Below are 25,742 nucleotides of genomic sequence, written 5' to 3' on the forward strand. Positions count from 1 at the left end.
AAAGGGGTAGACCGCTGACAGCCGAAGAGGGCTGTTACAGGGACTACCCGTGGCGGAGGCGTTTGGATGCAGTGCCTGAAAAATATTTTCCACCTCCACCGATCTCCCCCTGTGGGAGCGGGCTTGCTCGCGAAGGCGTTCTGTCAGTCGATATTCATGTCACAGGCATATCGCATTCGCGAGCAAGCCCGCTCCCACAGGGATTTACGTCGGGCTTGAGGCCGGAGGCTTTCAGCAGTTCCTGGGTGTAGGGGTGGGTTGGTGCGGCAAAAATCTCCCGCGACGAACCCTGTTCCACCACCTTGCCATCCTTGATCACCAGCAAGTCATGGGCCAGCGCATGCACCACCGCCAGGTCATGGCTGATGAACAGATAGGTCAGCCCATGCTTGATCTGCAGTTGCCGCAACAGGTCCACCACTTGTTTCTGCACCGTGCGATCCAGCGCCGAGGTCGGTTCGTCGAGCAGGATCAGCGCCGGCTCCAGCACCAGTGCACGGGCGATGGAGATGCGCTGGCGCTGGCCGCCGGAAAATTCGTGGGGGTAGCGATGACGACTCTTGGGGTCGAGGCCGACTTCCTCCAGCACGCGAATCACCGCAGCTTCGCGCTCGGCCTCGGTGCCGATGCCGTGGGTCAGCAACCCTTCGGCAATGATCTGCTGCACCGACATCCGTGGACTCAGGCTGCCGAACGGGTCCTGGAACACCACCTGAATCTGCCGCCGCAATGGCCGCATCAAGCGTTGATTGAGCAGGCTCAGTTGCTTGTTGCCGAAGCGGATATCGCCCTCGGATTCCACCAGCCGCAGGATCGCCTGACCCAGCGTCGATTTGCCCGAACCGGATTCGCCGACAATTCCCAACGTTTTGCCGCGTTGCAGGCGGAAACTGACCCCGTCCACCGCTTTGATGTACGCCTGCGAACGACTGAACAAGCCCTTGGGCAGTGGAAACCAGACCTTGAGATCATCGACTTCCAGCAGGTTGTGCTGGTACGGGCTCGGCACCGGCGCACCGCTCGGTTCAGCTTCGATCAACAAGCGGCTGTAAGGATGCTGCGGTGCGCGAAACAGGGTCTCGCAGTCAGCCTGTTCGACGATTTCGCCGTGGCGCATCACGCACACCCGTTGCGCGATGCGCCGCACCAGATTCAGATCGTGACTGATCAGCAGCATCGACATGCCGAGCCGCTGCTGCAACTCGATCAGCAGCTCGAGAATTTTCTGCTGCACGGTCACGTCCAGCGCCGTGGTCGGCTCATCGGCGATCAGCAGTTCCGGCTCATTGGCCAGCGCCATTGCAATCATCACCCGTTGCCGCTGACCGCCGGAGAGCTGATGCGGATAGGCTTTCAAACGCTGCAACGGCTCGCGAATGCCCACCAGTTCCAGCAGCTCCAACGTGCGCTCACGAGCGGCGCGTCCCTTGAGGCCCTTGTGAATCTCCAGCACTTCGCCGACCTGTCGTTCCACGCTGTGCAGTGGATTAAGCGAGGTCATCGGCTCCTGGAAAATCATCGCAATCCGGTTGCCGCGCAAACCGCGCATCTGCTGCTCGCTGGTGTGCAGCAAGTTCACCCCGTTATAAGCGATCGAACCGTTGCTGCTGACGGTTTTGCCCGGCAACAGGCGCAAAATCGAATGCGCCGTCACCGACTTGCCCGAGCCGGACTCACCGACCAGCGCCAGACACTCGCCACGACGAATATCGAGGTTCAGACCGTGCACCACTTCCTGCCCGGCGAAGGCGACACGCAGGTCGCGGATTTCAATCAGGTTGTCGCTCATGTCAGCCCCTCGGATCAAGATCGTGGATCAAACGCATCACGGCAAGCCTCACCGATGAACACCAGCAACGACAGAATCAGCGCCAAGGCAAAAAATGCCGTCAGCCCCAGCCACGGCGCTTGCAGATTGCGCTTGGCCTGGCCAATCAGTTCGCCCAGCGAGGCGGTCCCGGCGGGCATGCCGAAACCGAGGAAATCCAGGGCGGTGAGGGTGGCGATGGCGCCGGTCAGAATGAACGGCAGGTAGGTCAGGGTGGAGGTCATCGCGTTGGGCAGGATGTGCCGCAGCATCAGTTCGCTGTCGGTCAGCCCCAGCGCCCGCGCGGCTTTGACGTATTCCAGATTGCGTCCACGCAGAAACTCGGCGCGCACCACATCCACCAATGCCAGCCAGGAAAACAGCGCCATGATCCCCAGCAACCACCAGAAACTTGGTGAGACAAACCCGGACAAGATGATCAGCAGATACAGCACCGGCAGCCCCGACCAGATCTCCAGCACCCGTTGCCCAAGCAAATCGACCCAGCCGCCGTAATAACCCTGCAGCGCCCCGGCAACGATGCCGACCAGCGCACTGATGCCGGTGAGGATCAGCGCAAACAGAATCGAAATTCGTGTGCCGAAAATCACCCGCGCCAATACGTCCCGCGCCTGATCGTCGGTGCCCAGCCAATTGCTGGAAGAGGGTGGGCTGGGTGCCGGTTCAGTCAGGTCGTAATTGACCGTGTCGTAGCTGAACGGGATCGGCGGAAACAGCATCCAGCCGCCCTGATCCTCGATCAGCCCGTGCACATAAGCGCTGGCGTAATCCGGCTGGAACGGCAGTTCACCGCCGAAATCGGTTTCCAGGTATTCGCTGAGGATCGGGAAGTAGTAGGCGCCGTGGTAGCGGATCACCAACGGCTTGTCGTTGGCAATCAGTTCGCCGCCGAGGCAGATCAGGCACAGGCCAATGAACAGCCACAACGACCAGCGCCCACGGCGGTTGGCCTTGAACTGCGCGACCCGGCGCTGACCCAGAGGAGAGAGTGTGAACATCAGGCAGTCCTCGCCGAGAAGTCGATGCGCGGGTCGAGCAGGGTGTAGCAGAGATCACCGATCAGCTTGATCAGCAGGCCAAACAGGGTGAACAGAAACAGCGCGCCGAACACCACCGGATAGTCACGCGACACCGCCGCCTCGTAACTCATGCGCCCGAGGCCGTCGAGGTTGAAGATGGTTTCGATCAGTAAGGAACCGGCGAAAAACACCTCGATCAGCGCCGAGGGCACCCCGGCCACCACCAGCAGCATCGCGTTGCGAAACACGTGGCCGTAGAGCACGCGGCGCTCGGTCAAACCCTTGGCCCGCGCGGTGATCACGTATTGGCGGCTGATCTCGTTGAGGAAGCTGTTTTTGGTGAGGATGGTCAGGGTGGCGAAACCGCCGATCACCAGCGCGGTCACCGGCAACACCAGGTGCCAGAGGTAGTCGCCGACCTTGCCCAAGGTGCTGAGGCTGTCGAAGTTATCCGACACCAGCCCCTGCACCGGGAACCAGTTGACGTAGCTGCCGCCGGCGAAAACCACGATCAGCAGCATCGCAAACAGAAACGCCGGCATCGCGTAGCCGATGATGATCGCCGTGCTGCTCCAGACATCGAACGCGCTGCCGTTGCTGATCGCTTTGCGGATGCCCAGCGGGATTGAAATCAGGTAGGTGATCAGCGTTGCCCACAGGCCGAGCGACAACGACACCGGCAGTTTCTGCAGGATCAGATCGGTGACCTTGGCGCCGCGAAAGAAACTGCTGCCCAGATCCAGCTGGGCGTAGTTTTTCAGCATCAGCCACAGGCGTTCGTGCATCGGTTTGTCGAAGCCGTAGTGGTGTTTGATTTCCTCGATCAGCGCCGGATCGAGGCCACGGCTGCTGCGCCCGGCACCGCCAACCGCGGCGACTTCGCCACCACCGCTCATGCCGTGCCCGCCGAAACCTTGCAGGCGGGCAATGGCTTGCTCCACCGGGCCGCCCGGTGCGGCCTGCACAATCACGAAGTTGACCACCAGAATGCACAGCAGCGTGGGGATGATCAGCAGCAAACGTCGACTCAGATAACGCAGCATTTCACTGGCCCCCTGCGAGCTGGGTGTGCATCTGTTGCGTGGTCAGCGGCTTGGCCGAGACCTCCCACCAGGTGTTGAGGCCTTCGTCGTACGCCGGTTGCACCGGCGGCATGCCGAAGCGGTTCTGATACACCGTCGGCGTGCCCTTGGAGTAGTAGTTGGGAATCATGTAGTAACCCCATTGCAGCACCCGGTCGAGGGCGCGGGCGTAATGCACCATGGCGTCGCGGGTGTCAGCCTTGACCAGCCCGTCGATCAGTTGATCGACCGCCGGGTTGGCCAGCACCATCGAGTTCGAACTGCCGACTTGCGTGGCACTTTGTGAGGCATACAGGCTGTACAACTCGCGGCCGGGAGAGACGATCGGATCGCCGCTGCGCGGGAAACTGGTGACGATCATGTCGTAGTCCCGGGCGTTGAGCCGATTGACGTATTGCGCCGAGTCGATCCGGCGCAAATTCAGGGTGATGCCGATCTGCGCGAGGGTGCGCTTGAACGGCAGCAGCATGCGATCGAAACCGCCCTGACCGTCGAGGAAGGTGAACTCCAGAGGCTCACCGGCGGCGTTGACCAGTCGGCTGTGTTGCGGCGTCCAGCCGGCCTCGGCGAGTAGCTTCAGAGCTTGCAGCTGCTTGTCGCGGATGTAGCCGCTGCCATCGGTTTTCGGCGCCTGATACACCGTGGTGAACACTTCGTCGGGAATCTGTCCGCGCAACGGTTCGAGGATCTTCAATTCCTCGGCGTCGGGCAGGGCGGTGGCGGCCATTTCACTCTTCGGCCAGAAACTGTTCTGGCGCACGTAGAAGCCGCGCATCATCTGCTTGTTGGTCCATTCGAAATCCCACAGCAGGCTGATCGCCTGACGCACGCGGCGATCCTGAAAGATCGGGTTTTGCAGGTTGAACACGAAGCCTTGGGCGGCGGTGGGTTTTTCCGGAGCGAGGATCGCCTGCTGCAAGCGACCGTCACGCAGTGCCGGACTGTCGTAACCCACCACATAACCGGACGAGGAAAACTCGCGGTTGTAGTCGAAAGCGCCGGCCTGCAACAGTTGCCGGGCGACGTCGGTGTCACCGTAGAAATTCACCGTGAGCGTGTCGAAGTTGTACATGCCGCGACTGACCGGCAGGTCTTTGCCCCACCAGTCCGGGTCGCGCTGGAAACTGATGCTGCGTCCGGCATCGACTTTGCTCACGCGGTACGGGCCGCTGCCCAGCGGCGGTTCGAAGCCGCCGCCGTTGGCGAAATCGCGCGTCTTCCACCAGTGTTCGGGCACCACGCGCAGGGTCGCCAGGTCCAGCGCCAGGGTGCGGTTGAGGTTGTTCTTGAAGGTGAAGCGCACCTGCCGTGGGCCTTCGATCAGCACGTCCTGCACGTCGGCGTATTGCTGGCGATAACTGAGGCTGCCCTTGGTCATCAGCAGGTTGAAGGTGTAGCGCACGTCTTCGGCGGTGATCGGCGTGCCATCGGCGAAGCGAGCCTTGGGGTTCAGGGTGAAGCGCACCCAGAGGCCTTCGGGATCGCGCTCCATCTGTTGCGCGATCAGCCCGTAAACGGTGTAGGGCTCGTCGAGTGAACGGAACGCCAGCGGCGCATAAACCCAGTCGTTGACCTGCACCACGGAAATGCCTTGATCGGCATACGGGGTGATGTAGTTGTACTGGCCGATTTCCATCGACGCACGACTGAGTGAACCGCCCTTGGGCGCGTCGGGATCGACGAAATCGAAATGCTGGAAACCCGCCGGATACTTCGGCGCCTCGCCGTACACCGTCAGTGCGTAGCTGCCGGCGGCCAGTGCCGAGGGGCCGGTGCACAGCAGTGCACTACCCAAAAGCAGGCCTGCCATGTTGCGCAAAACACTCATGCAATCACTCCTCAAAATCCCTGGAAAAGCTCAGCTCAACCTGTGGGAGATCTACTGTGGGAGGGGGCTTGCTCCCGAAGGCGGTGTGTCAGTCAACACACCTTCACGGATATACCGCCTTCGGGAGCAAGCCCCCTCCCACAGTGGAAACATCTCCCACAGGAGAGACATCCGGTGCTCTCGGTCAGAAGTGATACGTCATGCGCGCAAACAGCGTGCGGCCCAGCGGGTCGGTGTAGCGCGGGTCATAGCCGCTCTGGAAGTTGTAGGCCTGGTTGGAGAACGGCGGGTTGCGGTCGAACATGTTCTTCATCCCCGCATCCACGTCCAGCACCTTGTTGAAGGTGTAGCCGGCCGACAGGTCCCACACCGAATACGACGCCACGCGCGCATGGGTATCGCGGTCGTAGTCGTTGTAACCGGTGGTGAAGCGGTTGGTCAGCGACGCGCGAGCCGCGCCGTAGGTCCAGCTGCCGGTGAGGTTGTGCTTCCAGCGCGCGATCACGCCGTCCCCTTCGAAGTCGCCGACCTTGTCGGTAAACGGACCCTTGATGGTGCTCTGGAAGTCGTAACTGTCGACGTAGGTGCCTTGCAGCCCCAGACCGAACTGGCCGTAAGGGGTGTTCGGGAAGCGGTAATCCAGCGACACATCGACACCGTTGGTCTCGACGATGCCGAGGTTGGCGTTGCCGGTGACGATGTAGTTGAGCGTGCCATCGGCGTTGCGCACGAAGCGATCCGGGTAGCTGCCGGCCTGATCGAACACGGTGGATTCGGGGAACGGCTGGATCTGGTTGGAAATGTGAATCCACCAGAAATCCAGACCCACCGACAGGTTGCTGACCGGCTGATAGACGAAGCCCAGGGTCACGTTGCGCGCCTTCTCCGGAGCCAGATCTTCATTGCCGCCGATCTGATTGAGGAACTGCTGGCCGCAATCACGCCCGCCGTTGCCGCCCGGTTGCACCACGCCACCGGTACACAGCACCGGGTCGTTGTAGTAGCCCTGGGTGTAGGTGATGCTGCGCGGCGAATACAGCTCGTAGAGCGATGGCGCACGGAAGCCTTCGCTGTACGCGCCACGCACTACCAGCTCTTTGAGCGGCTGATAACGGAACGAGTATTTCGGGTTGGTGGTGCTGCCGAAGTCGCTGTATTTGTCGTGACGCACGGCGGCGGACAGTTCGAGGCTGTCGAGCACCGGCACGTTGATTTCGGCGTACGCGGCTTTCACGCTGCGGTCGCCCTCGACGCTGCCGGCCGGGTCGATACCGAGGCTCTGGATGTCACCGGCAAACTGTTCGAAGTCCTGGTGGAATTTCTCTTTGCGGTACTCGCCACCCAGCGCCAGACCGGCGGGGCCGGCACCGAACCAGTCACCGATCTCGCGGCTGACCCGCCCGTCGAAACCGGCCACGCGGCCGACGGCGGTGGAGTAGGCGCCGTGGTACATGGCCTGGTCGATGTACTGCTGACCAGCTGCCGATTGCGGGCCGAACGGGTTGAGCAGACCACTGGCCAGACCGTTGATCATCGCCTGATCGCTGACATATCCGCTGGTGACGCTGGAGACGATTTTGTTCTGGTTGTACGAGGCGCCGACGTTGTAATCCCAGCCGCCGACCAGACCATCGAAGCTCAGCAGAAAGCGCTGACTGGTGTTCTGGTCTTTCGATTCACGCGGGCCGGCAGCAGTCTCGCGCCAGTTCACATCGACCGGTTGCGTCGGGTCGAGGGCGAAGCCGGTCGGGCCGGGGGTGATGCCGTTGCCGGGGTAGTAGGGCGACGACGAGTCCAGGCTCAAACCGGTGAGCGGGGCCGGGCCGACCGCCGTGGCGTTGTTGTTGCGCGACCAGAAGTATTCGAGGTTGACGTTGTGGTCATCCGCCAGCTTGCCGGTGGTCTTGCCGAAGAATGACGTTTTTTCGGTTTGCGGAATCAGGTCGATGTATTCGCGGGTGCTGAAGCGGCACAAGCCGTCACGCGCCACCAGGTTCGGCCCGTTGCAATTGCTGTTGGCCAACGGGTTGGTGGCGTTGCCGTTCTGGCTGTAGTTGCCGGGGAATGCGGTGCCGGAGGTCTGGTCCAGGCCACGGCCGGGCACATAGTCGCGGGCGAAGGAGCGGTCGTTGGCGTCGAGGTTCTGCTGCTTGTTGTAGTTGAACACGCCGAGCACGTTGAAGCGGTCTTGCTCCAGATCGCCGTAGCCCCAACTGGCGCTCATGTCTTTGGTGGCACCGCCGCCGCTGTGGGTCGGGGTTTCGCCACCGAGGGTGAGCTGGCCGTCGGTCAGGGATTTTTTGGTGATGAAGTTGATCACGCCGCCGATGGCGTCGGTGCCGTACAGGGCTGATGCGCCGTCGCGCAGAACCTCCACGCGCTCGATCGCGGCAAACGGGATCATGTTCAGATCCACCGCGCCGCCGGCCGAGTTGGTGCCCGACAAGGCGTTGTTGGCCAGGCGTCGACCGTTGAGCAGCACCAGCGTCTTGTTCGCGCCGATGCCGCGCATGTCGGCAAATGAAGCGCCGCCAGTAGCCGCGCCCACGGAGCCGGCGCTGTTGTTGATCGACTGGCTGCCGGTGATTCGCTGCACCAGTTCGGCGGTGGTGGTCACGCCCTGTTTGCGCAGCTCATCGGCCTTGAGAATGGTGATCGGCACGGCCGTTTCCGCATCGACCCGGCGAATCGCCGAACCCGTCACTTCCACCCGTTGCAGTTGCGTGGTCGGCGCCACCACCGCTGCCGCAGCGGGCACGGTGGCGTTGTCATCCTCGGCGGCTTGCACAGTCCCGGCGCCCATCCCCATGGCCACCAGATACAACGGGACAAAACGGTGACGAGAGATCGTTGCCACCAAAGGTTTGAGCGTGAAGCGTGGAGTGTTCATCAGCATGGTTGTTTCCGACTTGTCAGACGTTATCGAAATGGCCTTGTGAGCCCCTCATTGCTCCGCTTTCGGTGATACCGCGTGCGGAAAACCACTTTCTTCAAGCAAGCCGATCCCCTCCGAAGACGCCTGGCGTTTTTTCGGTCGGCTGGTTGCGACGGGAGTCAGCGAACGGTGGCGGGCGTGTCCCTCAATGCGCGCCCGCCACCGCACTCAATGGGTGGTCATCACCGAAATCTTGGTAATGCCCGAGCGTTCGATCGACGCCATGGCTTTCGCCACCTGGCCGTAATTGACGGCGGAGTCGGCCTGCAACTGCACGCGTACTTCAGCGTCCTTGGCCTTGACCTCCTTGAGGCTGGCTTCCAGCGATTCCGGCGCCAGTTCGGTTTTCGCCAGGTAGAACTTGCCGTCCTGATCGACGCTGACCACCACTGGGTCTTTCTTTTCGGCGGGAGCGACGGCGTCGGTTTTCGGCAGGTTGACCTTGATCGCGTTGGTCATCAGCGGCGCGGTGACGATGAACACCACCAGCAGCACGAGCATCACATCCACCAGCGGCGTGACGTTCATTTCGCTGAGCACTTCATCGCTGTCTTGGGTAGAAAAGGACATCAGCTGGCCTCCCGCACGGCGGCTGTGGTTTTGCTGGCGATGGCCTGGCGGCTGATGGAGAACGCGCTGCGCGAGGCCAACGCATCGAAGTCGTGGGCGAAGTCATCCATGTCCGCCGAGGCGAGTTTCAGGCGGCGCAGGAAGAAGTTGTAAATCAACACTGCCGGAACCGCGACAGCGATCCCCACGCCAGTGGCGATCAGTGCATGACCGATCGGGCCGGCGACCGCTTCAAGGCTGGCCGAGCCGGTTTCGCCGATGCTTTGCAGGGCTTCCATGATTCCCCACACGGTACCGAACAGACCAATGAACGGCGCGGTGCTGCCGATACTGGCGAGGATCGCCTGACCGTTTTCCAGCGAGCGGCGTTCCTTCTGGATCTGCTGACGCAGGTTGCGCTCCAGGCGATCGGAACGGTTGATGGTGTGCGCCAGTTGTTGCGTGGTGCGCGGCGACTCTTCCACCAGCAAGGCTTCGAAACCGCTGCTGGCGATGCGCGCCAGCGAGCCCGGATACTGGCTGGCGTGTTCGGCCGCGGTGAGCAGATCCGGTGCACCCCAGAAGGCTTTGCTGAACTGTTTGTTCTGGGCTTTCTGGCGCAGGTATTGCGCCGACTTGACCAGCAGGATCGCCCAGCTGACCACGGAAAACAGCACCAGGCCCCAGAGCACACCGGGGACAATCATCGAAGACAGTGAATTGTTCATCGCTACACCTCGCTTGCATTAAGTCGGTTGTGAGTTCGTCGGGTTGTGCCGTTATTGCGGCAATTTGAAATCGATGGTCTGGGTGGCGAAGCCGTCAATCGGCGTGTCACCGCGTTTGGCCGGAATGAACTTCCAGTTCTTTACCGCCGCGACGGCGGCGTCATCCAGTTGCGGCTTGCCGCTGGACTTGGTCACTGTCACCGAGCCGGCGCGACCGTTGGCCAGCACCTGAATGCGCAGCACCACGCTGCCTTCCCAATTGCGCCGCAGCGCCAGCGACGGGTATTCCGGCGGCGGGTTGCCAAGGCTGGCAAGGCCGGAAATCGCTGCCGATTCCTTGACCGGGCCAGGCGCGGCGGCCGGGGCTGGTGGCGCGCTCGGTGTCGCCGGCGCAGCGGGAGCGGTCGGTTGTGCCGGGGCGGACGGAGCTTTCGGCGGTTCGACTTTCTTCACCGGTTTGGGCTTCTCGACCGGTTTCGGTTTTTCGATCGGCTTGGGTTTTTCCACCGGTTTTGGCGGTGGCTTGACCGCGTCTTCGTCTTCCACCGGTTGTTCAGGTTCCGGAGGGGGCGGCGGTGGCGGTGGGGGCGGCGGTTCCGGTGTGGGCGGTGCCGGCGGCGTCGGGCTGGTCAACTCGACGGTCATTTCCGGAATCTGCGGCGGAGTCGGCAGTGGCTCGGGCCGGGTCTGCTGGAAAAACCACCAGGCGCCGCCGTGTATCAGCGCCGATACCGCCACCAGCAACAGCATCTGCTGTTTGTTCAACCCGCCGGGCTGCGAGGTATTGGCCATGAAGGCTGGCCTGTCGGGTGGCGGCGCAATTGGCGCTTCCCGTAACGACCCCGGCAGGGTTCTGTGCTTTACCGCATCGTTCATTAAAGCTCCCTCGGGTTGATGAAGGGCAATAAGGTGCCGTCCGAACATTGGGGTGATGTTCGAGTGGGTGGGTGTAACTTTCTTCAAGGTGTACGCAGGCCGATAGTTGAACTATCTATAGAACAGGGCTTGCTTACAGTTACTGGCTTAGAGCCATCGACTTCGAGTGTTCATTGGCCATTCCCTGGTTGTTCTTCTATTGCTTGAAATCAGTGTTGGTGTCTCATGCTTGTGCTTTTTGCATGTAGCAACCGCTGTGCCAGATGTTGCCGAAATGTACAGGTCTTATTTCATCAGTGTTACCCATGTCGCATTTATATAAGTTTTGCCTTGGTCGTGTATTTCTCCGGCCAACAGTTTCCCGAAACTCCTTTGAGTGGAGTTTTTTCAGAGGCGAGTCAGGCTCTACGCGGTATCACGCTGATCGGCGGGATAGAGCGGCGGCTTGGCTAACGGCCCGGGCACTTGCTGGTGCGCGGCGGACTGATTTGGTGCGGGTCTGTGTTTTAGCGGGTCACGACGTATGTTCCTTGTTCTTGTTTAAATGAAATCAATGTTTCCAGTGCTGAATAATTCAACTCACTGGAGCCGTTTTGGTGCACTTGCAAAGTCGCTGAAAGTTATTGTCCGACAATCCCGCCTGCGTTCATTAATACGGCGCTGGTGCAGGAATTTTTGCAGTTGTATTTAAAAAATAAATAACACGCCGTTGTCAGCGAAGCGTCATCGCCAATCACGGTGTGTGGTCATGGAGTCAGGTAATAAAGTACAGGCACTGGCCGCCGGGACTGTTCGAATGAACTCGGCGTTGTTGATAAACAAGCAAGCAGAGGCTGATGCGGCAGAGCGTTTGAAGATTCACGCGGTGAACTCCTTGTTGCCAGCTCGGATACGCGAACTTTTGGTTCGGTATCGCACCTTACAAGAACGCGGATAGCGTTCGATGATTGCTCTTGGTGCGGGATGGGCACCGCCAGCGCTGTTTTGCGAGGTTTGAATTCGCAAGTCGCCAATGCATGGGAAAAACGTGCCAAAGCGGATACACCCGCTATAAATAGGGCTACACAGATCTGTCGAGATCGAGGAGGGGGCATGTATCAACTGTACGGACATCGCAATTCAGGTGCCGCAGCCATCGAGGCGGCGCTGGAGTTATGCCAGATCGCCTATCGCTTTATCGATATCGAAGCCTCAAGCGAAGCCGCCGAGGCACTGGCGCGCCTCAATCCACTGAAGCAGGTGCCGACCCTGCAATTGCCCGATGGCAGTGCGATCACCGAGAGTGTGGCGATTCTGATTCATCTGGGCCTGAGTTTTCCCGAGTCCGGCCTGTTGCCGGTCAAGGCGTCTGATCGCGATCAGGCGATTCGCGGCATGGTCTACATCGCCAGCAATTGCTATGCAGCCATCGGCGTCATCGATTACCCCGAGCGCTGGCTGGTGATGCCGGACGAAGCCTCACGGCAGAACCTGATGGCCGGCGCACGTGAGCGCCTGCACTGGAGCTGGGAAGTATTTGCCGACCAGTTTTCCGCCGAGTTGTACCTGGACGACGAAACACCCGGCGCGCTGGACGTGCTGGCAGCCGTGGTGACGCGTTGGGCGGGCAGCCGCGAGCACCTGCGCCAGAGCCGTCCGGGGTTTTATGCGTGGTTGCAGCGCATCGACCGGCACCCGGTGCTGGCACCGGTCTTCGCCCGGCATTGGCCGTCCTGATCACCCGATAAACCAAAATGTAGGAGTGAACTCTGTGGTGAGGGGATTTATCCCCGATGGACTGCGAAGCGGTCCCGGCTTTTCTGGGGGTGCTTCGCGCCCCATCGGGGATAAATCCCCTCGCCACAGGGCTCACTCCTGTAAGTGGGAAGGGTTTATTCCCCGCGAATGTACTGCTCCAGTTGCTTGATCAGCTCTGCCTGTTCGGCAATTGCCTCTTTCACCAGGTCGCCGATCGACAGCAGACCGATCAGCTTGCCGTTCTCCACCACCGGCAAGTGGCGCAGGCGTTTGTCGGACATGATGCCCAGGCAAGTGTCGACGGTCTGGTGGGTGTCCACGGTGATGACGTCCTTGACCATGATGTCGCGCACCGGTGTGCCCACTGACGAGCGCCCGTGCAGCACCAGTTTGCGTGCGTAATCACGCTCACTGATGATGCCGACCACTTTGTCATCTTCCATCACCACCAAGGCCCCGACGTTTTTCTCGGCCATTTTCATCAGCGCTTCGAGCACCATGTGACCGGGATCGATATGGTGCACTTCCTGATTTTTCTGATCTTTGAGCTTGAGCAGTTGGGCGACGGTCTTCATGGCGGTTACTCAGGTGTTGTCGTTGTTATTCAAGCATCGTAGACGCTGGCGTTCAGGGCAAGGTGGCAAAGCGGCAGATAACACGCAAAAAACGTCATTTGCCGGTTTTTCCGGCTTAGCGCTAAACCTGTGGCGAGGGAGCTTGCTCCCGCTGGACTGCGTAGCAGGCCCAAACCCTGAGAATTCGGTTTGCCTGATACACCGAATTGCCTGGCTTTGCGACTGCTGCGCAGCCGAGCGGGAGCAAGCTCCCTCGCCACAGGGGATGGGGTTATCTCGGACGATGCCGCGTAGAATGCCCCTCTGATTCAATTCCTGAGGTTGCAGTGGTGGATTTACAGCAGGGCTTCGTCCTGACCCGGCATTGGCGCGATACCCCGGCGGGCACCGAAGTCGAGTTCTGGCTGGCGACCGATGCCGGGCCGCGCCGTGTGCGCCTGGCGCCGCAAACGTCAGTGGCGTTTATCCCCGCTGCTCAACGCGAAGCGGCCGAACGCCTGCTGCACGATGAAAAGAACGTCGAACTGCGTCCGCTGGCCCTGCAGGATTTCGAACATCGCCCGGTGCTCGGACTGTATTGCCAGCAACACGGCCAGTTGATGCGCCTGGAAACTGCGCTGTCCCGCGCCGGTGTCGATGTCTTCGAAGCCGACGTGCGTCCGCCCGAGCGCTACCTGATGGAGCGCTTCATCACTGCACCGGTGCTGTTCGGCGGTAGCGCCGACGCTGACGGCGTCTTGCTCAACGCTCAACTCAAACCTGATCCGAAATACCGACCGCAACTGCGCCTAGTCTCGCTGGATATCGAAACCACTGAAACCGGCGAGCTGTATTCCATCGCCCTCGAAGGCTGCGGCCAGCGTCAGGTGTACATGCTCGGCGCGCCCAACGGTGACGCGAGCATCATCGACTTCGACCTCGAATACTGCGACTCACGCACGCTGATCCTGAAAAAGCTCAACGACTGGTTCGCCCTCCACGACCCCGACGCGATCATCGGCTGGAACGTCGTGCAGTTCGACCTGCGCATCCTTCACGAACACGCGCGACGCCTCGGTGTGCCGCTGAAAATCGGCCGTGGCGGTGAGGAGATGCAGTGGCGCGAACACGGCAGTCGCACGCACTACTTTGCCTCGGCGGCGGGGCGCTTGATCATCGACGGCATCGAGTCGCTGCGTTCGGCGACCTGGAGTTTTCCCTCGTTCAGCCTGGAAAACGTCGCCCAGACCCTGCTCGGCGAGGGCAAGGCGATCGACAACCCGTACCAGCGCATGGATGAAATCAACCGCATGTTCGCCGAGGACAAACCGGCGCTGGCCAAGTACAACCTCAAGGACTGTGAGCTGGTGACGCGGATCTTCGCCAAGACCGAACTGCTGACGTTTCTCCTTGAACGCGCCAGCGTTACCGGCCTGCCGGCGGATCGCAGCGGCGGCTCGGTGGCGGCGTTTACCCATTTGTACATGCCGCTGATGCACCGTCAGGGTTTCGTCGCGCCGAACCTGGGCACCAATCCGCCACAGGCCAGCCCCGGCGGCTTCGTCATGGACTCGCAGCCGGGGCTGTACGAGTCGGTGCTGGTGCTCGATTACAAAAGCCTGTACCCGTCGATCATCCGCACCTTTCTGATCGACCCGGTGGGCCTGATCGAAGGCCTGCAACACCCGGACGATGCCGATTCGGTGCCGGGTTTTCGCGGCGCACGTTTCTCGCGCACCCGGCATTGCCTGCCGTCGATTGTCGCGCGGGTCGCCGAGGGCCGCGAGACCGCCAAGCGCGAGCACAACGCGCCGTTGTCGCAAGCGCTGAAGATCATCATGAACGCCTTCTACGGCGTGCTCGGTTCCAGCGGCTGCCGGTTTTTCGATACGCGTCTGGCGTCGTCGATCACCCTGCGCGGCCACGAGATCATGCTGCGCACTCGTCAGTTGATCGAAGCGCAGGGCCACGCGGTGATCTATGGCGACACCGACTCGACCTTCGTCTGGCTGCGTCGCGCACACGGGCAGGAGGAAGCGGCGCAGATCGGTCAGGCGCTGGTCAAGCACGTCAACGACTGGTGGCGCGAGCATGTGCGTGAGGAATACGGCCTGCAAAGTGCTCTCGAATTGCAGTACGAAACCCACTACAAACGTTTTCTGATGCCGACCATTCGCGGCGCCGAGGAGGGCAGCAAAAAGCGCTACGCCGGACTGGTGACGCGCGCCGATGGCAGTGAAGAAATGGTCTACAAGGGCCTGGAAACCGTGCGCACCGACTGGTCACTGCTGGCCCGGCAGTTCCAGCAGGAACTCTACGAGCGGATCTTCCAGCGCAAGCCGTATCAGGATTACGTGCGCGATTACGTACGCAAGACCCTGGCCGGCGAATTCGATGAACGACTGGTCTACCGCAAACGCCTGCGCCGCACCCTCGACGACTACGAACGCAACGTGCCGCCGCATGTGCGTGCAGCGCGGCTGGCCGACGATTACAACGCGCAGCAGGGTCGCCCGCGGCAGTACCAGAACGGCGGCTGGATCAGTTACGTGATCACCCTGGCCGGGCCGGAACCGCTGGAAGTACGCCGCGCCGCGATCGACTACGACCACTACATCACCCGCCAGCTGCAACCGGTGGCGGACGCGATTCTGCCGTTCGTCGATGACGATTTCTCAACCCTGATCGGGGGACAACTGGGCCTGTTTTGAGTCCAGCAGTTGCAGGGTCCATTCATCGAAGATGCCGTGGAAGTAGCGCTCCAGCGCCTGAGCGAACGGGCAATCTTCGGCGCTGAACTGCGCAAACAGGGTCATCGAGGAGTGGAATTTCAGGTCGTCGGGGTGGCCGAAAATCTCGGCAATCGAGCGCTGACGGATGTTCAGCACCAGCTGCGTGCAGGTGCGCAGCCGCGCACCGAGCAGGTCGTGGGCCAGATAGGCCCGCGCCTCGTCGGCGGATTGAATGGCGAAGCGCCGGGACATTTCGCTGCCGCCCAGCCCGGCGAACTGCGGGAACACAAACCACATCCAGTGGCTACGTTTGCGCCCCTCACCGAGTTCACGCTGAACTCGTTCGAACACCGGGTCCTGCGCCTGGACGAAACGCTGCAGATTGAACGGGTCATGCTGATCAGTGCTTCTCATGACGAAGCCCTCGCCAGCGCCCAGCGACTCAGACCATCGCCAGTCGCTGCTTGCGTTGTGGCGCTTTGAATACCTGGTCCAGCGCCGCCAGATCCCCGGCATCCAGTTGCAACTGCGCCGCTTGTGCATTGAGTTGCACGTGTTCTGGTCGCACAGCCTTGGGAATCGCAATCACACCATCCTGACGCAGAATCCACGCCAGCGAAACCTGTGCCGGGGTCACGTTGTGACGAGCGGCAATCTTGTTCAGTACCGGTTCGGCGAGCATCGCGCCGCCCTGACCGATCGGGCAGTACGCCATCAACGGCATACGCTGTTGTTGGCACCATGGCAGCAAGTCGAATTCGACGCCGCGCTCTTCCAGGTTGTACAACACCTGATTGGTGGCGCAGGCAGGATTGGCCAGCTCTTCGAGGTCATCGACGTCGAAATTCGACACGCCCCAACGGCCGATCTTGCCGTCCGCGCGCAAACGTTCGAACGCTTCGACGGTTTCTTCCAGCGGAAACTGGCCGCGCCAATGCAGCAAATAGAGGTCGATGTAGTCGGTGTCGAGCCGGCGCAGACTGCGCTCGCAGGCTTGCGGGATGCCTGTGCGGCTGGCGTTGTGCGGATAGACTTTGCTCACCAGAAACACCTGATCACGCAGGCCGGCAATGGCTTCGCCGACCACGCTTTCGGCACCGCCCTCGGCGTACATTTCCGCCGTGTCGATCAGAGTCATGCCGAGTTCGATGCCTTGGCGCAGCGCGGACACTTCACGCGGGTGCGCCGAGCGATCTTCGCCCATGCGCCAGGTGCCTTGGCCAATCACTGGAACCTGCACGCCTGCCAGTTCAAGGGTACGCATTCAAACCTCCTGTGCTGATGGTCATACTTTAGTGGGCAGCAGGATAGCGTAGGGGTTCCAATGGAGGTCGATGAACCTGTGGCGAGGGGATTTATCCCCGATGGGCGCGCAGCGCCCCCAAGAAGCAGGGTTGCTGCGCAACCCATCGGGGATAAATCCCCTCACCACAAGGCTGGTCTATTTAGCGGAGAACTTCAACACCACGCTATGGCTGTAAGTCTGCCCCGGATCAAGACGCGTGCTCGGGAAGTCCGGCTGATTCGGCGCATCCGGATAGTGCTGGGTCTCCAGGGTAAACGCACCCCAGTGCGGATAAACCTTGCCACCCTTGCCCTTGACCGTGCCGTCGAGGAAGTTACTGGTATAGAACTGCACACCAGGCTCGCTGGTGAACAACTGCAAATGCCGCCCTGACTGCGGATCGCTGACCTCGGCGGCGACTTTGCTCACATCACCTTTGGTATCCAGCACCCAGTTGAAATCGAAGCCGCCCTGTTTCGGCTCGGCGAATTTCAGCTGTGGGTGATCGGCCTTGATGTGCGTACCAATGGCGGTGGGTTTGGTGAAGTCCATTGGTGTGCCGGCCACTGGCGCCAGTTCGCCGGTCGGGATCAGTTTGCCGGTGACCGGGGTGTAATGGCTGGCGTGCAAGGTGGCCACCTGCTTGAGGATGTCGCCATTGCCGGCGCCGGCGAGGTTGAAGTAGCTGTGGTTGGTCAGGTTGAGCACGGTCGGTTTATCGGTGCTGGCCTTATAGTCGATGCGCAACTCGTTGCTGTCGGTCAGGCGGTAGGTCACTTCGGTGGTGAGATTGCCGGGGAAGCCCATTTCGCCGTCCGCCGACAGATAGGTGAGGGTCACGCCGACGGAATCCTTGTCCTTGGTTTCCTGCGCTTTCCAGACCTTCTTGTCGAAGCCCTGTGTGCCGCCATGCAACGCGTTGGACTTGTCGTTCTGCGGCACCTGATAGCGCTTGCCGTCGAGTTCGAACGCGCCGTCCGCGAGGCGATTACCGAAACGGCCGATGGTCGCGCCGAAATACGCTGTGCCTTTCTGGTAACCCTGAACATCGTCGAAACCCAGCACCACATCGGCGGCTTTGCCGTGTTTGTCCGGCACCAGCAGCGATTGCAGGGTGGCGCCGTAGGTGATGACGGTCGCCTGCATGCCGTGGCTGTTGCGCAGGATGTATTGCTCGACGGGCGTGCCGTCATTGGTTTTGCCAAAGGCTTTGTGTTCGGCGCTGAGGCCGGCCGCGTTGGCGGAGAGGGTGGCGATCATCAGGGACAGTCCGAGGCCGGAGAGCAGGTGACGTGATTGAAGCATGGTTGACCTTCCTTTTTGTTGTTGTTTTCAAAACACCACAATTCCCCTGTAGGAGCTGCCGCAGGCTCGGGCCGCGTTCGGACGATCTTTTGACTTTTGTTTTTCAGGATCAAGATCAAAAGATCGCAGCCTTCGGCAGCTCCTACAGTGAACTAGTCAATCTATTTTGGTTGTTGGTGAAGATTTATAGCTGATTAGTCGTTTATTTCAATAATAAAGACTGACTAATTAGCTTGGCATCGCTCGCCGCCAATCGCCCGGCCCAACCCGTCACTGCACTTTTTAGCAATTGACGGCTCTATCCATGGCCAGGATGCGGCGACGCCCGCCGCACAGGAATGTCCCCGTTCGAGAATTCATGCCGAGAGCTTTTCACCTGATCGCCCGATTTGTTCGCCGCCCGTGCCTGTTGCTGGCCTGTCTGTCATCGCTGTTTGTCAGCGGTTGCACGCATCAGACCGGCAACGGTTTCATCGCTCAGATGCGTGACGGTCAACCGCAGGAATTCCTGCAGACCAGCGTCGATCGCATGGCCACGTTGGCGATGCGCGACAACCTCAACAGCCTTTATCGGTTGATGGGCAAGCTGTATTTGCGCAACCCGGAAGAACTGCGCAAGTCGGGCTTCCTCGACATCAACACGGCGGTGAAACAGGTGCGCCTGGCGGTCGAGCAGCAGCAACCGTTGCCCGTGCTGGGCGGCCGCAAGGATCTGGCGGCGCTCAGCTATGCGATGAGTCCGGAGTTTCTCGGGGATCGGGTCGGCGCCTTCATCTATGCCATCGGCAGCATGCTGGTCACCGCCCACGGCAATCGCATCGAGTTCTACATGACCGATGCAATCAACCCGACCTTCGTCCACAACGCCGCGCGCAACATCGAAAAAGCCACATGGATTCTGGCCCAGCGGCAGAACAAGGAGGGACAGCCGCTGCTGTTCTCCAACGAAATCTCGGAGGAGGGCAGCAACCTGAGTTTCGCCACCGAGTTCGGCAAGATCGTCGCGCGGCTCGACCTGCTGGCGCAGATGCTTGATGAGCGCTACCGGCGCATTGGGTTGAATTACGCGCAGAGTCTGCTGTTCCTGAATTTCCTGCCGGTGCAGTAAGGGCGGAGATCCAATGTGGGAGCGAGCCTGCTCGCGAAAGCGATCTACCAGGCGCTGAATCTCTGATAGATCCACCGCATTCGCGAGCAGGCTCGCTCCCACATTGATCAAATTGTGCGTGGGATTTTTGTATACAATCCATCGTTACTATTGATCCAAAGGGAGCTGCACCTGTCATGACCGACTCCGCAAGCACCGACTTCAACCGTATCGACCGCGCCACCCGCACAGAAAAACTGCCCTATGCCGCGTTGCTGGCCTTCGCCATGACCGGCTTCATCGCCATCCTCACCGAGACCCTGCCGGCCGGGCTGCTGCCGCAGATCGGCGTCGGGCTTGGGGTCAGCGAAGTGCTCGCCGGGCAACTGGTGACGCTGTATGCACTGGGCTCGATTGTCGCGGCGATTCCGCTGACCGTCGCCACCCGGGGCTGGCCACGGCGGCGGGTACTGCTGATGACGGTCGGTGGCTTCCTGGTGTTCAACACCGTGACTACGTTCTCCAGCCATTACGGCTTGACCTTGGCGTCGCGGTTCTTGGCCGGGATGGCGGCAGGGCTGTCGTGGGGCATCATGGCCGGTTACGCCCGCGGGATCGTGCCGGTGCACCAGCAGGGGCGGGCACTGGCAATCGCCATGCTCGGCACCCCGGTGGCGCTGTCGCTGGGCACCCCGGCGGGAACCTGGCTGGGCAACCTGATCGGTTGGCGCGCTTCGTTCGGGATCATGTCGGCGCTGGCGTTGGTGCTGGCGGCGTGGATTGTGCTGGCGGTGCCGGACCGTCCGGGCCAGGCCAGCGCCGAACGCCTGCCGTTGCTGCAATCGCTGCGTCTGCCGGGCGTACGGCCGGTGCTGTTCGTGGTGCTGACCTGGATGCTTGGGCACAACATTCTCTACACCTACATCGCGCCATTCCTGATGCAGGCCGGGCTGGCCGAGCGCGTCGATCTGGTGCTGCTGGTATTCGGCCTGTGCTCGCTGGTGGGGATCTGGATCATCGGCCTGCTGGTGGACCGCTGGTTGCGCTGGCTGACGCTGATCAGCCTCATGCTGTTTGCCGTGACCGCACTGGTGCTGGCGCTGATATCCCCGTCGCCGTGGCTGATCTACACCTGCATGGCCGTGTGGGGCCTGTCATTTGGTGGTTCGGCGACGTTGCTGCTGACGGCGGCGGCGGATTCGGCCGGCGAGCACGTGGACGTGGTGCAGGCGATGCTCACCACCTCCTGGAATGTGGCGATTGCCGGCGGCGGCCTGTTTGGCGGGTTGTTGCTGGATCGGGCGGGCGCGATGTCGTTTCCGTGGGCGTTGTTGATCCTGTCGCTGATCGCGCTGGCGACGGTGTGGATCAATCGGCATCACAGTTTCAAACCGGGCCGGCGCGTCACCGCATGACTTTGTAGGAGTGAGCCTGCTCGCGATAGCGTCTCCGCAGACAAATCATTCGTGTCTGATAAAACGCTATCGCGAGCAGGCTCACTCCTACAGTAGAGATGATGTGGATTTGAACAAAGGCATAACGATAGACCGCATCGATATATGTGGTTATATGAAAAATCGCTATGCTGCGGGCCAGATTTTTCCTGTCGTTTTTCTGGACGTCTTAATGGAATTGGCAAATTTCGGCCTGGTGATTGCCGGGCTGGTGGTGGGTTTTATTGTCGGCATGACCGGTGTCGGCGGCGGTTCGTTGATGACGCCGATCCTGCTGTGGTTCGGCATTAACCCGGCAACAGCGGTGGGCACCGACCTGTTGTACGCGGCCATTACCAAATCCAGTGGCGTGCTGGTGCACAAGAAGAACAACAACATCGACTGGGCGATCACCGGCTGGCTGACCCTCGGCAGCGTGCCGGCAGTCGCCATGACCCTGTGGTTTCTCAGCACCCTGCACACCGCGCCCGAGGCGATGAACGCGATCATCAAACAGGCCTTGGGCTTCGTGCTGTTCGCCACGGCGCTGGCGATTCTGTTCAAGAAGCGCCTGCTCGAATTCGCCCACAAACGCGCGGGCGGCAACTACAACCCGAGCGGCGCGCGCCTGAATGTAATGACGGTGATCACCGGGCTGATCCTCGGCACCATGGTCGCCCTGACCTCGATCGGCGCCGGCGCCCTCGGCACGGTCGCGTTGTTCATCCTCTATCCGCTGCTGCCGACCCGGCGTCTGGTCGGCACCGAAATCGCCCACGCCGTGCCGCTGACGCTGGTTGCAGGTCTGGGACATGCGAGCATGGGCAATATGGACTGGGGCGTGCTGGGCTTTCTGCTCATGGGTTCGCTGCCGGGCATCTGGCTCGGCAGCCACCTGACCGGGCGCATTTCCGATGAATTGCTGCGCCCGTGCCTGGCGACCATGTTGCTGTTGATCGGCTATAAACTGGCGTTCTGATGTAGGAACTGCCGCAGGTTGCGATCTTTTGATCTTCGTTTTTACAATCAAGATCAACAGATCGCAGCCTGCGGCAGCTCCTACACTGGGGTATGAAGGATGTTGAATTTCATGACGGTCACCGGCAAATCCTCGTAGACCAGATCCTCGACCACCTCCCAACCCAACCCCGCATACAGCGATTGCGCAGCGTCGGTGTACAGATACAAGGTCTGTACGCCCAACGCCCTGGCTTCTTCGACAATCCGATTGACCAGTTGCGAAGCAACCCCGCGTCCACGCTCTTCGGCCTTCACATAAACCCCGGCCAGCCAAGGCGTCAGCTCGGGACGGATCTTCATGTCGCTGTCGATCAACAGCGCGCCGCCGAGCAATCTGCCATCTTCCATGGCCACCACCACGCTGGGAACCGCACCCTTGCCGCAGGCCGCGCGCATCCGCTCGGTGCGGGCTTCAAGGGTATCGCCGTCACGGAATTCGCCCCATTCCTTGAAATTGAGCGCAGCCAGTTCCTCAATCAAATGCGGGTGATCGCAAAGGTAGTCGATGTGCATGGGTTGAACTCCATTTCGTGGGCAGAACGACCACCCTAATGCGCTCATAAAAGGTAATCAAATCCGCGTCACGATTACGCCGATGCGGTTGCGCAATGACGCGGCTGACCTAAGCTTCTGACAAGGCGAAACATATTTGCCGGGCACAACCCCGGAACAATCGCCGCGATGCGCAATCATTAGAGCGTGGATATCAAAAGGAGATGCGCATGCTCATCAGGTCACTGACCCTGACACTCTTGCTGGCGATTGCCGGCCCCTTGTTCGCCGCTGACAATGACTCGCCCATAGCCGGGGATATGGGACGGGCCCGACCGTTGATCGTGATCGCCCAAAGCACCGTCGACCCGGTGTGGGTGGGGTTGAAAAAGTCGCTGGAAGATCCGGCGAACAAGAAGGGTGTCGCCGACCGCAACATCAAGGTCTACACCATCCTCAATATGGCCGGACAACTCGACGGCAAGGATCTCGGCCAGCAAGACACCATGGCTTTGCTGCGGTCGCTGAAACTCGGTGCCGGCGCGTATCCTAAAGTGTTCCTGCTGGGCAAGGACGGCGAGACTAAACTGTCGGCCTCGGGCGATGAAGCGAAATCGGTGGACCTGAAGAAAATCTTCGACACGGTTGACGCGCTGCCGGCCAGCGAAAAGGAAATCAGCGCACCGACGGTCGCTGAAACCAAGGCCACCGCCGCCGAACCGGCAGCCAAGAAAGGCGAGAAGGGCGCCAAGGCGAGCAAACCGGCGAAACCAAGCAAACCACCGGAAATGCCGGATGACTGATGGCATGGCCTGAATCAAAAAAAATGGGCGACCTCTGCAGGTCGCCCATTTTTATTGCCCGCCCAAAAAGATCGCAGCCTGCGGCAGCTCCTACATGGGATCGGTGTAGGAGCTGCCGAAGGCTGCGATCATTTGATTTTCAGTCGGCTAAAGCGCTGAGGATCGTGTGAGCAATCTTCACCCGCTCCGGAATCGGAAAGTTCTTGTTCGCCAGAATCACCACGCCGACATCCTTCGACGGCACAAACGCCACGTAGGTCCCAAAGCCACCGGTAGAGCCGGTCTTGTTGATCAGCACATTTTTCGCCTGCGGTTGTGGCGGGGTCAGCCATTGCACCTTGTGCAGCTGCATGGCCATTTCCGTGCTGTTGCCAGCCAGCAAGCGGTCGAGGCTGATCGGGTAACGGTACATTTCCCAACCCAGGCCCTGGGTCATGTCGCCGACGCTGTAATAACCGGTGTGGGTGTTGGCAATGGCTTGTTGCAGCGGCGTTTCAAGGCTTGCCGGTTTCAGGTTGGCCTGCACGTAACGCAGCATGTCGGCGGCGCTGGTTTTCACGCCGTAGGCTTCTGAATCCATGGCGCCCGGGGTGACGCGCACCGGTTGGTTGTTTTTGTCGTAGCCCTGCGCGTACAGGCTCATTTGCGCTTTCGGCACCTGCAGGTAAGTGTGTTGCAGGCCGAGTTTCGGCAGCAGGGTTTCGCTCATCGCCTGATCATATGACTGACCGAGGGTCTTGGCGGCCAGATAACCGAACAGGCCCAGGCTCGGGTTGGAATACAGGCGCTGGCTACCGGCCGGGAAGCTCGGTTTCCACTGTTGGTAGTAGCCGAGCATCTTCTCCGCCGAATCCCACTGGCCAGGGAATTGCAGCGGCAGGCCGCCGGCGCTGTAGGTACCCAGTTGCAGCACGCTGATGTTGTCGAAAGCGCTGCCCATGAGTTCTGGCCAGATCTGGCTGGCCTTGGTCGACAGGTCCAGCTTGCCCGTCGCCTGCGCATAGCCGGCCAGGGTCGCGGCGAAGGTTTTGCTCACCGAGCCGATTTCGAACAGGGTGTTTTCGCTGACTTTCTGCCCCGTGTCCTTGGCGGCGACGCCGTAATTAAAGTAATGCGGTTGGCCGTTGATGGTGATGGCGACGGCGAGGCCGGGGATGTTCTGCTGCTGCATCACCGGGGTGACGGCTTTGTTCACCAGCGCTTGCAGTTGCTCGTCGCCGGGTGTGGCGGCCATGCAAGCGGTGGCGCCGAAAAACAGGCCGAAAGCGCTGCAGGAAATGAATTTGCTCGGGGTGATGAAGGACATGAGTGAACCACTCTCCATGAGTGTTGAGGGTGATATCCCGCTACACTGCGGGCGATTTTGTTGTTGGGCAGCTGATCAGCGCCGACAATTTAGGCAGTCTGGCACTCGTCGACAAACGATGATATTTCGGATGAGCCATTAGAAAAATTTGGGACCAGGCATGATTCGACCTCAACTGCCGCTCAATGCACTGCGCGCGTTCGAAGCCTCGGCGCGGCATCTGAGCTTTACCCGTGCCGCCGTGGAGCTGTGCGTGACTCAGGCGGCGGTGAGCCATCAGGTGAAAAGCCTCGAAGCGCAACTCAACGTCACCCTGTTCAAACGCCTGCCCCGCGGGCTGATGCTGACCAGTGAAGGCGAGACCCTGTTGCCGGTTTTGACCACGTCGTTCGATCATATCGCGCAGATGCTCGAGCGACTGGCCGGCGGTCAGTATCGGGAAATGTTGACCGTGGGTGCCGTCGGAACCTTCGCGGTTGGTTGGCTGCTGCCACGGCTGGCAGACTTCCAGGCGAAACATCCGCTCATAGATTTGCGACTGTCGACTCACAACAACCGGGTCGACGTCGCGGCTGAGGGGCTGGATTACGCGATTCGTTTTGGCGCCGGAGCGTGGCACGGCATCGAGGCCACGCGCCTGCTCGATGCGCCATTGTCGGTGCTGTGCGTGCCGGAAATTGCCCGGCAGTTGCATACCCCGGGCGATCTGCTGCAACAGCGCTTGCTGCGTTCCTATCGCACCGATGAATGGCCGGAGTGGTTTCACGCCGCCGGCCTGGCGACCCACGCGGCGCCGCCGCAGAGCATTGTCTTCGATTCGTCGCTGGCAATGATGGAGGCCGCGCTGCAGGGCAGCGGGGTGGCGTTGGCACCGCCGCTGATGTTCGCCCGGCAACTGGCGGCGGACGTGATTCGTCAGCCGTTTGCGATTGAAATCACCACCGGCAGTTATTGGCTGACGCGCTTGCAGTCACGGCCGGAGACGGCGGCGATGACGGCGTTCAAAAACTGGCTGCTGCAAATCTCTGCCTGACACAAATCCCCTCCTGTGGGAGCGGGCTTGCTCGCGAAGGCGGTGTGTCAGTCAACTCAAATATCGACTGACACACCGCCATCGCCAGCAAGCCCGCTCCCACATTTGAA

21 protein-coding genes are annotated in these 25,742 nt (G+C 60.8%); 7 read left to right on the forward strand and 14 right to left on the reverse strand.

Annotated features, from left to right (window positions below; all coding sequences use genetic code 11):
- Window positions 1-154 precede the first annotated feature (154 nt).
- From ACM6I7_RS00840 to ACM6I7_RS00875, 8 genes are all read right to left on the reverse strand, one after another.
- The gene (locus tag ACM6I7_RS00840) at window positions 155-1,789 is read right to left on the reverse strand and encodes an ABC transporter ATP-binding protein (protein ID WP_414887793.1); all 1,635 of its coding nucleotides are present in this window, start codon (window positions 1,787-1,789) and stop codon (window positions 155-157) included.
- A gap of 14 nt (window positions 1,790-1,803) precedes the next feature.
- Window positions 1,804-2,826: an ABC transporter permease gene (locus ACM6I7_RS00845; protein WP_096797383.1), complete on the reverse strand. Its 1,023-nt coding sequence runs from the start codon at window positions 2,824-2,826 to the stop codon at window positions 1,804-1,806.
- Window positions 2,826-3,890, reverse strand: a complete 1,065-nt coding sequence (locus tag ACM6I7_RS00850) for a microcin C ABC transporter permease YejB (protein WP_414887794.1) — start codon at window positions 3,888-3,890, stop codon at window positions 2,826-2,828. The genes ACM6I7_RS00845 and ACM6I7_RS00850 overlap by 1 nt, the downstream gene beginning before the upstream one ends.
- Before the next feature lies 1 nt (window position 3,891).
- On the reverse strand, window positions 3,892-5,757 hold the full coding sequence (locus ACM6I7_RS00855) for an extracellular solute-binding protein (protein WP_414887795.1): 1,866 nt from the start codon (window positions 5,755-5,757) through the stop codon (window positions 3,892-3,894).
- Window positions 5,758-5,941: 184 nt separating this feature from the next.
- A complete protein-coding gene (locus ACM6I7_RS00860; RefSeq protein WP_414887796.1) occupies window positions 5,942-8,653 on the reverse strand; it encodes a TonB-dependent receptor in 2,712 nt (903 codons plus the stop codon).
- Window positions 8,654-8,860: 207 nt separating this feature from the next.
- On the reverse strand, window positions 8,861-9,262 hold the full coding sequence (locus ACM6I7_RS00865; protein ID WP_007918272.1) for an ExbD/TolR family protein: 402 nt from the start codon (window positions 9,260-9,262) through the stop codon (window positions 8,861-8,863).
- Window positions 9,262-9,969: a MotA/TolQ/ExbB proton channel family protein gene (locus ACM6I7_RS00870; RefSeq protein WP_007966644.1), complete on the reverse strand. Its 708-nt coding sequence runs from the start codon at window positions 9,967-9,969 to the stop codon at window positions 9,262-9,264. Before ACM6I7_RS00870 ends, ACM6I7_RS00865 begins: the two co-directional genes overlap by 1 nt.
- A gap of 51 nt (window positions 9,970-10,020) precedes the next feature.
- Window positions 10,021-10,845: an energy transducer TonB gene (locus ACM6I7_RS00875; protein WP_414887797.1), complete on the reverse strand. Its 825-nt coding sequence runs from the start codon at window positions 10,843-10,845 to the stop codon at window positions 10,021-10,023.
- 1,092 nt (window positions 10,846-11,937) lie between these two features.
- Between ACM6I7_RS00875 and ACM6I7_RS00880 the strand changes: the two genes are divergently transcribed.
- A complete protein-coding gene (locus ACM6I7_RS00880; protein WP_414887798.1) occupies window positions 11,938-12,561 on the forward strand; it encodes a glutathione S-transferase N-terminal domain-containing protein in 624 nt (207 codons plus the stop codon).
- A gap of 155 nt (window positions 12,562-12,716) precedes the next feature.
- Here ACM6I7_RS00880 and ACM6I7_RS00885 read toward each other — a convergent pair whose 3' ends face one another.
- Entirely contained in the window at window positions 12,717-13,157 is a 441-nt protein-coding gene (locus ACM6I7_RS00885) for a CBS domain-containing protein (RefSeq protein WP_027613875.1), read from the reverse strand.
- 329 nt (window positions 13,158-13,486) lie between these two features.
- Here ACM6I7_RS00885 and ACM6I7_RS00890 point away from each other — a divergent pair, with 329 nt between their 5' ends.
- Window positions 13,487-15,847 carry a DNA polymerase II gene (locus ACM6I7_RS00890; RefSeq protein ID WP_414887799.1) on the forward strand — a complete coding sequence of 787 codons (2,361 nt, stop codon included), beginning with the start codon at window positions 13,487-13,489 and terminating at the stop codon, window positions 15,845-15,847.
- On the opposite strand, the gene ACM6I7_RS00895 is transcribed toward ACM6I7_RS00890, so the two are convergent.
- The 3 genes from ACM6I7_RS00895 to ACM6I7_RS00905 form a co-directional block, all read right to left on the reverse strand.
- Window positions 15,812-16,282: a DUF1810 domain-containing protein gene (locus ACM6I7_RS00895; protein ID WP_414887800.1), complete on the reverse strand. Its 471-nt coding sequence runs from the start codon at window positions 16,280-16,282 to the stop codon at window positions 15,812-15,814. The two genes, ACM6I7_RS00890 and ACM6I7_RS00895, sit on opposite strands and share 36 nt — an antisense overlap.
- A 28-nt stretch (window positions 16,283-16,310) precedes the next feature.
- Complete coding sequence (locus ACM6I7_RS00900) at window positions 16,311-17,132, reverse strand: aldo/keto reductase (protein WP_414887801.1); 822 nt, start codon at window positions 17,130-17,132, stop codon at window positions 16,311-16,313.
- 177 nt (window positions 17,133-17,309) lie between these two features.
- Window positions 17,310-18,458, reverse strand: coding sequence for an aldose epimerase family protein (locus ACM6I7_RS00905; RefSeq protein ID WP_210557574.1), 1,149 nt, complete (start codon window positions 18,456-18,458; stop codon window positions 17,310-17,312).
- 358 nt (window positions 18,459-18,816) lie between these two features.
- Here ACM6I7_RS00905 and ACM6I7_RS00910 point away from each other — a divergent pair, with 358 nt between their 5' ends.
- The 3 genes from ACM6I7_RS00910 (at window position 18,817) to ACM6I7_RS00920 (ending at window position 21,957) form a co-directional block, all read left to right on the forward strand.
- The gene (locus ACM6I7_RS00910) at window positions 18,817-19,566 is read left to right on the forward strand and encodes a hypothetical protein (protein ID WP_414887802.1); all 750 of its coding nucleotides are present in this window, start codon (window positions 18,817-18,819) and stop codon (window positions 19,564-19,566) included.
- A 176-nt stretch (window positions 19,567-19,742) separates the two neighbouring features.
- Window positions 19,743-20,960 (forward strand): MFS transporter, encoded by a 1,218-nt coding sequence (locus ACM6I7_RS00915; RefSeq protein WP_414887803.1) that lies wholly within the window; start codon window positions 19,743-19,745, stop codon window positions 20,958-20,960.
- Window positions 20,961-21,171: 211 nt separating this feature from the next.
- Window positions 21,172-21,957 carry a sulfite exporter TauE/SafE family protein gene (locus ACM6I7_RS00920; protein WP_064586898.1) on the forward strand — a complete coding sequence of 262 codons (786 nt, stop codon included), beginning with the start codon at window positions 21,172-21,174 and terminating at the stop codon, window positions 21,955-21,957.
- 80 nt (window positions 21,958-22,037) lie between these two features.
- Here ACM6I7_RS00920 and ACM6I7_RS00925 read toward each other — a convergent pair whose 3' ends face one another.
- The gene (locus tag ACM6I7_RS00925; RefSeq protein ID WP_414887804.1) at window positions 22,038-22,511 is read right to left on the reverse strand and encodes a GNAT family N-acetyltransferase; all 474 of its coding nucleotides are present in this window, start codon (window positions 22,509-22,511) and stop codon (window positions 22,038-22,040) included.
- A 209-nt stretch (window positions 22,512-22,720) separates the two neighbouring features.
- Here ACM6I7_RS00925 and ACM6I7_RS00930 point away from each other — a divergent pair, with 209 nt between their 5' ends.
- On the forward strand, window positions 22,721-23,293 hold the full coding sequence (locus tag ACM6I7_RS00930) for a DUF4174 domain-containing protein (RefSeq protein WP_027613884.1): 573 nt from the start codon (window positions 22,721-22,723) through the stop codon (window positions 23,291-23,293).
- A 139-nt stretch (window positions 23,294-23,432) separates the two neighbouring features.
- Here ACM6I7_RS00930 and ampC read toward each other — a convergent pair whose 3' ends face one another.
- Window positions 23,433-24,599 (reverse strand): class C beta-lactamase, encoded by a 1,167-nt coding sequence (gene ampC, locus ACM6I7_RS00935; RefSeq protein ID WP_414887805.1) that lies wholly within the window; start codon window positions 24,597-24,599, stop codon window positions 23,433-23,435.
- A 160-nt stretch (window positions 24,600-24,759) separates the two neighbouring features.
- On the opposite strand from ampC, the gene ACM6I7_RS00940 reads away from it, so the two are divergent.
- Entirely contained in the window at window positions 24,760-25,632 is an 873-nt protein-coding gene (locus tag ACM6I7_RS00940; RefSeq protein WP_027613886.1) for a LysR family transcriptional regulator, read from the forward strand.
- Window positions 25,633-25,742: the final 110 nt, after the last annotated feature.

This window comes from Pseudomonas sp. IT-93MI4, from assembly GCF_949767635.1.
Taxonomy (GTDB): Bacteria; Pseudomonadota; Gammaproteobacteria; order Pseudomonadales; family Pseudomonadaceae; genus Aquipseudomonas; species Aquipseudomonas putida_A.

Coding starts and splice junctions, on each gene's coding strand:
- ACM6I7_RS00860 (WP_414887796.1), bottom strand. CDS start 8,653: ATGCTGATGAACACTCCACGCTTCACGCTCAAACCTTTGGTGGCAACG.
- ACM6I7_RS00865 (WP_007918272.1), bottom strand. CDS start 9,262: ATGTCCTTTTCTACCCAAGACAGCGATGAAGTGCTCAGCGAAATGAAC.
- ACM6I7_RS00855 (WP_414887795.1), bottom strand. CDS start 5,757: ATGAGTGTTTTGCGCAACATGGCAGGCCTGCTTTTGGGTAGTGCACTG.
- ACM6I7_RS00870 (WP_007966644.1), bottom strand. CDS start 9,969: ATGAACAATTCACTGTCTTCGATGATTGTCCCCGGTGTGCTCTGGGGC.
- ACM6I7_RS00900 (WP_414887801.1), bottom strand. CDS start 17,132: ATGCGTACCCTTGAACTGGCAGGCGTGCAGGTTCCAGTGATTGGCCAA.
- ACM6I7_RS00910 (WP_414887802.1), top strand. CDS start 18,817: ATGCCGAGAGCTTTTCACCTGATCGCCCGATTTGTTCGCCGCCCGTGC.
- ACM6I7_RS00920 (WP_064586898.1), top strand. CDS start 21,172: ATGGAATTGGCAAATTTCGGCCTGGTGATTGCCGGGCTGGTGGTGGGT.
- ACM6I7_RS00915 (WP_414887803.1), top strand. CDS start 19,743: ATGACCGACTCCGCAAGCACCGACTTCAACCGTATCGACCGCGCCACC.
- ACM6I7_RS00845 (WP_096797383.1), bottom strand. CDS start 2,826: ATGTTCACACTCTCTCCTCTGGGTCAGCGCCGGGTCGCGCAGTTCAAG.
- ACM6I7_RS00925 (WP_414887804.1), bottom strand. CDS start 22,511: ATGCACATCGACTACCTTTGCGATCACCCGCATTTGATTGAGGAACTG.
- ACM6I7_RS00850 (WP_414887794.1), bottom strand. CDS start 3,890: ATGCTGCGTTATCTGAGTCGACGTTTGCTGCTGATCATCCCCACGCTG.
- ACM6I7_RS00930 (WP_027613884.1), top strand. CDS start 22,721: ATGCTCATCAGGTCACTGACCCTGACACTCTTGCTGGCGATTGCCGGC.
- ampC (WP_414887805.1), bottom strand. CDS start 24,599: ATGTCCTTCATCACCCCGAGCAAATTCATTTCCTGCAGCGCTTTCGGC.
- ACM6I7_RS00840 (WP_414887793.1), bottom strand. CDS start 1,789: ATGAGCGACAACCTGATTGAAATCCGCGACCTGCGTGTCGCCTTCGCC.
- ACM6I7_RS00885 (WP_027613875.1), bottom strand. CDS start 13,157: ATGAAGACCGTCGCCCAACTGCTCAAGCTCAAAGATCAGAAAAATCAG.
- ACM6I7_RS00880 (WP_414887798.1), top strand. CDS start 11,938: ATGTATCAACTGTACGGACATCGCAATTCAGGTGCCGCAGCCATCGAG.
- ACM6I7_RS00875 (WP_414887797.1), bottom strand. CDS start 10,845: ATGAACGATGCGGTAAAGCACAGAACCCTGCCGGGGTCGTTACGGGAA.
- ACM6I7_RS00940 (WP_027613886.1), top strand. CDS start 24,760: ATGATTCGACCTCAACTGCCGCTCAATGCACTGCGCGCGTTCGAAGCC.
- ACM6I7_RS00905 (WP_210557574.1), bottom strand. CDS start 18,458: ATGCTTCAATCACGTCACCTGCTCTCCGGCCTCGGACTGTCCCTGATG.
- ACM6I7_RS00895 (WP_414887800.1), bottom strand. CDS start 16,282: ATGAGAAGCACTGATCAGCATGACCCGTTCAATCTGCAGCGTTTCGTC.